Genomic DNA, 6142 nt, shown 5'->3' with positions numbered 1-6142 from the left:
ACCTTCAGGCCGCGCGAGTACGCGGCCGCCATTACGCCAAAGGCGAGACGATCGTTGGCGCACAGGATGGTGCGGCCGGGCAAGGTCCCGGCCTCCAGCATTTTTTCCGTCTGCTCGTAGCCGATGCGTTCGAAGTCCCAGGTGTAATCGCGCGCGGCCTCGATGACGGCCGGCTTGAAGCCGGCGGTCTCCATCGCGACGATGTAGCTCTCCTGGCGTTCGCCGGAGTTGTGGTTGACATGCGGAATGTCGAGATAGACCGGCGGTTCGCCCGAGCGACAGAGATAGTCGACGATGGTCGACACGCTCTGCCGGTTGTCGTTGCCGACGAACGGCGTATCGCCCTCGATATAGGTGTCGAAATAGACGATCGGAATGTCCTGCCCGAGCTTGTCGAAGACGCTGCGGTCGGAGGCAAGGCCGAGCGGGGCGATGATCGCGCCGGCCACCTTCAGCGACAGCAGCGTCCTGACCGACTCCGCCTCCAGCTTCGGCGAGCCATGCGAGGAAATGACGATCGGCCAGTAGCCTTCGTCGCGGCAACGAAATTCGATGCGGCTGACCATCTCGGCGTAGAAAGGATCGGTGATCGTCGGCACGACGATGCCGATGTTGCGGGTGCGCTTGCGGTTGAGATTGCGGGCGAAAAGGTTCGGCTGATAGTCCGAGGAACGCAGGGCGGCTTCGATGCGCGCCCGCGTCGCTGGCTTCACGCTCGCCGGATCGTCGAAATATTTGGACAGCGTCGGGCGCGACACGCCGCATGCCTGGGCGAAGTCGTCCATCGTGCGGTGCGTCTTCTCCGCCATCGATATATTCCTGATCCCCTGCCAACGATCGGCCCCGCCCACAGTCATGCGGCCGTTGACCGGATGCGACAATGCTTGACGGAACTTATTCAGTCAATTTTCACAGTTCCCAATAGAACGCAAAAATATTCCATGCGTCAAATTATTTGTTAACGCTTCAAAACTGATGGCGTCATGGACTTCATTGTCAGTTCGACGAAGGGCTGCAGAAGCTTGCCGCTCAGCCCTCAGCTACGGGCCTGCTTGCCAAATGTCGCCATGCCGCCCATACACGGCTTGGAAATCACCCCACCCCGTTCGCCCCCCTGCCAGGGATACCGTCCAATGTCCGTGACGCCGTGGTCAAAGCCGTGACGGATCACTCCACGCCATCGCTCGCCAGCCTGGGCTGGACCGAATTTTTCGGCGACCAGCTCGAGCCCGGCGAAGCCAATCTTGTCCCGACGCGGATCGCCACCGTCCACCGCGATCGCCTGACCGGCCTGTCCCAGGCAGGGCCGGTCGATCTGACGCTGGCGGCGCAGGCAAACACCGGTGACTATGCCGTCGGAGACTGGGTGCTGGTCGATGGGCATGAACACCTTGTGAAGCGCCGCCTGACCCGCAAGACGGTGCTGGAACGCCGCACCCAGGGCGGCGGCAGGGTGCCGCAGCTTGCCGCGGCCAATGTCGATACGCTGTTCATCGTCACCTCGTGCAATGCCGACTTCAATCCCGCCCGGCTCGAGCGCTATCTGGCGCTGGCCAACGAGGCCGGAACGACGCCGGTGATCCTGCTGACCAAGGCCGATACCGCTGAAGACGCCGAGACCTACCAGAAGCAAGCTGCGGCGTTGCAGCGTGGATTGCCGGTGGTGATGCTGAACCCCCGCACATCGGATGCGGCAACCGTCCTGGCTGCCTGGTGCGGTGTCGGCCAGACGGTGGCGCTGATCGGCTCCTCCGGCGTCGGCAAATCGACGCTGGTCAACACGCTGGCCGGATCGGCGCAGCAATCGCCGCAACAGACCGGGGGCATCCGCGAGCACGATTCCAAGGGACGCCACACCACCACGTCGCGATCGCTGCATTCCATCGCCGGCGGTGGCTGGGTGATCGACACGCCGGGCATGCGGACGCTGCAGGTCAGCGATGTCGGCTACGGCATCGACACGCTGTTTGCCGAAATCACCGAGCTTGCACCGCTCTGCAAGTTCCGCGACTGCACGCATGTGCACGAGCCGGGTTGCGCGGTTCAGACTGCCTTGAAGGCGGGGACGCTCGACCCGGAGCGCCTTGCCCGCTGGCGAAAACTGTCCGACGAGAACCAGAACAACACGCCGGTCCAGAGCGGGCCTCGCGGAGCCAAGACTTCCGGCGGTCGCGGAAAGAGGCGCTGAACGGCGAGGACTGAGGACTTCAGAGCTGCGCCGTGCCGAAAACGCGATCCCAGAATGCCGAAGTCACACCGAAATTGGCCGTTTCGTCGATGTGGTGATGCACCGCATGACGGCGCTTGAGCGTATAGAGATAGCTCGGATGCGCCGGGTGCCAGTGATGGATCATGTGGTGGATGCTGATGTACCACAGATATCCCAGCATCAACCCGCAGCTCACCGCGCTCGCGGTGGCGAAATCTGAGACCACCCAAACGGGCACAAACGCGACCAGCGCATGCACGCCGAGACTGAGCCAGGTTGGCGTGCCCACAGAACTGCGTTCCTCGACATGGTGACGGTCGTGCAGGTCCTTGACGTAAGGAATATGGTGAAGAGCGAACCTGTGCAGCACATACTCGATCAGCGTCCAGAGGCCGAGACAGGCGAGGACAGTGCCGATCCAGCCTGGCGCACTCTCTTCGCCAGCCTCGAGCAGCCCGGCCACTGCCAGCACGGCGATCACCAGCGGATACACCACGAAGTCGCTATAGTAGCCAATAAGACCGAGTTGCATCGTCACCTAGCCTTCGAGCCGCCAAATAAGCGATGGTATCAGATTGCCGGACTCGCGACCGAGGTGCAATGCAGACGCGCCTGACATAGCGTCGCAATCCCCTAGTGCAAGGTTCGCATCAACGATTCAAGGACCATCAGCAGGCTGCCGGCTTCGCAAATGGACGTACAAAAATGGCAAAACGCAGTGCGGGATTGCTGATCTATCGCCGCAGCGATGGCGATCTCAGGGTGTTGCTGGTTCACCCGGGCGGGCCGTTCTGGGCGAAGAAGGACGATGGCGCCTGGTCGATGCCGAAGGGTCTCGTCGGCGAGGACGAGGATGAGTTGACGGCAGCGCAACGCGAGACCGAGGAAGAGCTCGGCGTCAAGGTTGATGGTCCCTTCGCGCGGCTCGGCGACTACAAACAACCCGGCGGCAAGATCGTCTCGGCCTGGTCTGTCGAGGCGACCATCGACATCGACGTGGCCGCCATCAAGAGCAACATTTTCACCATGGAATGGCCGCCAAGGTCGGGATCCCTGAAGGAGTTCCCGGAGGTCGACAGAGCGGGCTGGTTCACCTTGCCCGAGGCCGAGGTGAAAATCCTCAAGGGGCAGCGCCCGATGCTTTTGGATTTTGCCAGGCAGCAAGGCGCCGGATGATCCGCAGCCCTCAATAGGGCAGGCCGACATAGTTTTCCGCGAGCGCGGTCGATGCGGCACGCGACTGCACGAGATAGTCGAGCTCGGCCTCCTGGATGCGCTGGCCGAACTCGGCGGTGTCGGGAAAACAATGCAGCATCGTCGTCATCCACCAGGAAAAGCGAACCGCCTTCCAGACCCGCGCCAGCGCCTTTTGCGAATAGCAGTCGATGCCAGCCGCGGATTTGTCGCGATAGAAGTCGCACAAACCCGAGAAGAGATAGCGCACGTCGCTGGCAGCGAGGTTCAGACCCTTGGCGCCGGTCGGCGGCACGATGTGGGCGGCGTCGCCGACCAGGAACAGCCGGCCGAAGCGCATCGGCTCGGCAACGAAGGAGCGCAGCGGCGCGATCGATTTCTCGAAGGATGGGCCGGTGACGACGCTTGCCGCCGTCTGCTCGGGCAAGCGGCGGCGCAGCTCGTCCCAGAAGCGCTCGTCCGGCCAGGCTTCGACGCGATCGTCCTGCGGACACTGCACATAATAGCGGCTGCGGTGCGTCGAGCGCATCGAGCACAGGGCAAAACCCCTTTCATGATTGGCGTAGACCAGTTCGTGATCGGCCGGCGGCACTTCGGCCAGCACGCCGAGCCAGCCGAACGGATACTGCCGCTCGAAGATTTTCAGCGCACGCTCGGGCACCGATTTGCGGCTGACGCCGTGATAGCCGTCACAGCCGGCAATGAAGTCGCAATCGATGCGATGCGTGACCCCGTCCTTGTCATAGGTCGCGAAAGGTGCGGCGCCGTCGAAATCGTGCAACGCGACATTTGCCGCCTCGTAGATCGTGGTCAGTCCGTCCGCATCGCGCTTGTCCATCAAATCGTGCGTCACCTCGGTCTGGCCATAGACGGTGACATGCCTGCCGCCGGTCAGTGCCTCGAGGTCGATGCGGTGCAGGCGTCCGTCGAAGGCGAGCGAGATGCCGGAATGCGGCAGTCCTTCCGCGTGCAGCCTTGCCGCCGCGCCGGCCTGTTCCAGCAATTCGACGGTGCCCTGTTCGAGCACCCCTGCCCGCACTCGGCCAAGCACGTGCTCGCGGCTCGCGCGTTCCAGAATGACCGTCTCGACGCCGATGCCGGCCAGAAGCTGCCCAAGCAGCAGGCCGGACGGTCCGGACCCGACGATGACGATTTGCGTGCGCATCAGTGGCCGAGACTTTCGACCTGTGCGGCCAGCTCAGCGGCAAGGCGGAGCGACGCGGCCGTCGCGATGACCATTTGCGGCAGCAATAGCCATTCCAGCGTCCAGGCAGCGCCCGAGCGCTCCTGCTCATGCACGAGCGCGTGATGCATGCCCGCAAGCTGCGTGGCGTTGAAGCGGGCAAGCGCCACCAGCGCTTCGGCCTTCACCGGGTTCTGCTTGTGCGGCATGGCCGAAGAGCCGCCGCCGCCGGAAAGCTCGATCTCGGTTCCACCTTGCGCCATCAGCGCGATGTCCTGGCCGAATTTGCCGAGGCTGCCTGATAGCAGCGACATCAGGCCGGCGAAATCGGCGAGTGCGTCACGCTGGTTCTGCCAATGCGGGGCGTCGCCAAGGCCGAGCTTTGCGGCCAGTGCTGCGCGCACCGCCGGACCTTTGTCGCCTAGCTTTTCCAGCGTGCCGGCGGCACCGCCGAACTGCACCACCAGCAGACGCCTCGACTGTTCCGACAATCTTTCCTGATGCCGTTGCAGTGGCGCCCGCCACGTCCTGACGCGGTCGGCCGCTTTGATCGGAATGGCTGGCTGCATGCGCGTCATTCCCGTCAGCGCCCTGCCGCCAAACCGCTCTTCGAGCGAGACGAGCCGTATAATGGTCTCGGTCAGGAGCAGGCCGAGATGCTCGACGATGGACTTCAGCCGAAACACCAGGCCGGTATCGATGACATCGTGGCTGGTTGCGCCGAGATGCACTTTGTCGCCATGCGGTTCGCCGACCGCCGCCCTGATCTGGCGTACCAGTTCCGGCACAATGACGCCGTCTTTGGCGACGGCAGCCCGCAGCAAGGCGGTGTCGGGCCGGAATGTGGCAAGTGCGGCCACGATCGCGGCGGCATCATCCTTGGTGATAATCCCGTTTTCAGCTTCCGCTTGCGCCAGCGCCCGCTCGAAGGCAAGCATCGCCTCGATTTCCGCCTCGATGGAAAAATGCCGGTTCGCCTCCTCGTCGCCGAGAAGAGCGGAGAGCAGTGGATGGTCGAAGGGCGATACGGTCATATCCTGCTCCTCCTGACCATCAGCTGTCGAAGAAGACCGTTTCCTTCTCCCGCTGGAGATGGATGTCGAAAACATAAATATCGCCGTTGCGCTCGGCGATCAGCGTCGGCACGCGGACGCGGTGCTCGATGCGCGCCAGGATCGCATCCCCGGCATTGGCCTTTTCCTCATCGGAAAAATACAGCCGTGTGTGCAGGCCGAGATTGATGCCGCGCGCGACGATCCAGAGGGTGATGTGCGGGGCCATCAGGCTTCCGTCCCTGAACGGCACGCGGCCCGGCTTGATCGTCTCGAACGTGCACAGACCGGTGTCCATGTCGGTCGGGCAACGGCCCCAGCCGAAAAAGTTCGGATCGGCCGCGCCGCGCAGTTCAGCCGGCGAATTGTAGAGCCCATCCGCATCTGCCTGCCAGATCTCGATCAGCGCATCCTTGAGCGGCGTGCCGGTACCGTCGAGCACCCGGATGCGCAGGCCGATGCGCTCCCCCTTGGTCTTGTCGTTGACCATGGTCGCACCAAGGT

The 6142-nt window shown here is 63.4% G+C and carries 7 protein-coding genes; 2 read left to right on the top strand and 5 right to left on the bottom strand.

The annotated features are described in order from the left end of the window. The coding region (locus EN879_RS20945) for a LacI family DNA-binding transcriptional regulator (protein WP_164774489.1) at positions 1 to 809 on the bottom strand (809 nt) is incomplete at its 3' end. A gap of 338 nt (positions 810 to 1147) precedes the next feature. Between EN879_RS20945 and rsgA the strand changes: the two genes are divergently transcribed. Continuing rightward, positions 1148 to 2188 carry a ribosome small subunit-dependent GTPase A gene (rsgA, locus tag EN879_RS20940; RefSeq protein WP_063167585.1) on the top strand — a complete coding sequence of 347 codons (1041 nt, stop codon included), beginning with the start codon at positions 1148 to 1150 and terminating at the stop codon, positions 2186 to 2188. Positions 2189 to 2207: 19 nt separating this feature from the next. Here rsgA and EN879_RS20935 read toward each other — a convergent pair whose 3' ends face one another. Next, positions 2208 to 2741 (bottom strand): sterol desaturase family protein, encoded by a 534-nt coding sequence (locus tag EN879_RS20935; RefSeq protein ID WP_027163878.1) that lies wholly within the window; start codon positions 2739 to 2741, stop codon positions 2208 to 2210. A gap of 173 nt (positions 2742 to 2914) precedes the next feature. Between EN879_RS20935 and EN879_RS20930 the strand changes: the two genes are divergently transcribed. After that, positions 2915 to 3385 carry an NUDIX domain-containing protein gene (locus EN879_RS20930; RefSeq protein WP_027163879.1) on the top strand — a complete coding sequence of 157 codons (471 nt, stop codon included), beginning with the start codon at positions 2915 to 2917 and terminating at the stop codon, positions 3383 to 3385. 10 nt (positions 3386 to 3395) lie between these two features. Here EN879_RS20930 and pobA read toward each other — a convergent pair whose 3' ends face one another. The 3 genes from pobA to pcaG all read right to left on the bottom strand — a co-directional run. Then, positions 3396 to 4568: a 4-hydroxybenzoate 3-monooxygenase gene (gene pobA / locus EN879_RS20925; RefSeq protein WP_063167584.1), complete on the bottom strand. Its 1173-nt coding sequence runs from the start codon at positions 4566 to 4568 to the stop codon at positions 3396 to 3398. Continuing rightward, on the bottom strand, positions 4568 to 5620 hold the full coding sequence (locus EN879_RS20920) for a 3-carboxy-cis,cis-muconate cycloisomerase (RefSeq protein WP_063167583.1): 1053 nt from the start codon (positions 5618 to 5620) through the stop codon (positions 4568 to 4570). The genes pobA and EN879_RS20920 overlap by 1 nt, the downstream gene beginning before the upstream one ends. 19 nt (positions 5621 to 5639) lie before the next feature. Next, a partial coding sequence (gene pcaG / locus EN879_RS20915) for a protocatechuate 3,4-dioxygenase subunit alpha (RefSeq protein ID WP_127274222.1) occupies positions 5640 to 6142 on the bottom strand: 503 nt, incomplete at its 5' end.

Source organism: Mesorhizobium sp. M7A.F.Ca.AU.002.02.1.1 (assembly GCF_003998535.1).
Classification (GTDB): Bacteria; Pseudomonadota; Alphaproteobacteria; order Rhizobiales; family Rhizobiaceae; genus Mesorhizobium; species Mesorhizobium ciceri.
This window is presented reverse-complemented; position numbering and strand designations above follow the sequence as displayed.

Bases quoted from the DNA above. Each gene is read 5' to 3' on its own strand.
- pobA (WP_063167584.1), bottom strand. From the start codon at position 4,568: ATGCGCACGCAAATCGTCATCGTCGGGTCCGGACCGTCCGGCCTGCTG.
- EN879_RS20935 (WP_027163878.1), bottom strand. From the start codon at position 2,741: ATGCAACTCGGTCTTATTGGCTACTATAGCGACTTCGTGGTGTATCCG.
- EN879_RS20930 (WP_027163879.1), top strand. From the start codon at position 2,915: ATGGCAAAACGCAGTGCGGGATTGCTGATCTATCGCCGCAGCGATGGC.
- EN879_RS20920 (WP_063167583.1), bottom strand. From the start codon at position 5,620: ATGACCGTATCGCCCTTCGACCATCCACTGCTCTCCGCTCTTCTCGGC.